The organism is Xanthobacter autotrophicus (genome assembly GCF_029991245.1).
Taxonomy (GTDB): domain Bacteria; phylum Pseudomonadota; class Alphaproteobacteria; order Rhizobiales; family Xanthobacteraceae; genus Xanthobacter; species Xanthobacter autotrophicus_C.
Genome location: NZ_JAIVFO010000338.1, coordinates 1 through 496, shown reverse-complemented (window position 1 = coordinate 496; position 496 = coordinate 1). Strand labels below are relative to the sequence as shown.

Below are 496 nucleotides of genomic sequence, written 5' to 3'. Positions count from 1 at the left end.
GCCGTGCTGGACATGGAATCCGAGCGCCTGCGCAACGCACTGCTCGGCGCCATCTCGCACGACGTGCGCACGCCGCTCACCGCGCTCATCGCGCTGGCGGAGTCGCTGCCGGCCCAGTCCGACGAAGCACTGCCTGCCGCGTCGCGGGCCATCGTGCAGCAGGCCCACCAGCTGCATGCCCTGGTCAGCAACCTGCTGGACATGGCGCGGCTGGAGAGCGGCCTGGCGGGCGGCAGCGTGCGCCTGCGGCGCGACTGGCAGTCGGTGGAGGAGGTGGTGGGCTCGGCCATCCGGGCGGCACGGCCCGCCCTGGGGGCGCTGGAGGTGCGCACCGCGCTGTCCGCGGACCTGCCGCTCGTGGAGTTCGACGCGGTACTGATCGAGCGCGTGCTCGTGAACCTGCTGGAGAACGCCGCCAAGTACGGCGCGCCGCCGATCGACGTTGCCGCCGAGGCGCTGCCCGGCCTGCTTCGCATCCGCGTGCGCGACCACGGCC

1 protein-coding gene is annotated in these 496 nt (G+C 73.8%); it reads left to right on the top strand.

Annotated elements, in window-relative coordinates; genetic code table 11:
* On the top strand, positions 1-496 hold a 496-nt coding region (locus K9U41_RS23095), incomplete at both ends, for a histidine kinase dimerization/phospho-acceptor domain-containing protein (RefSeq protein WP_282643171.1).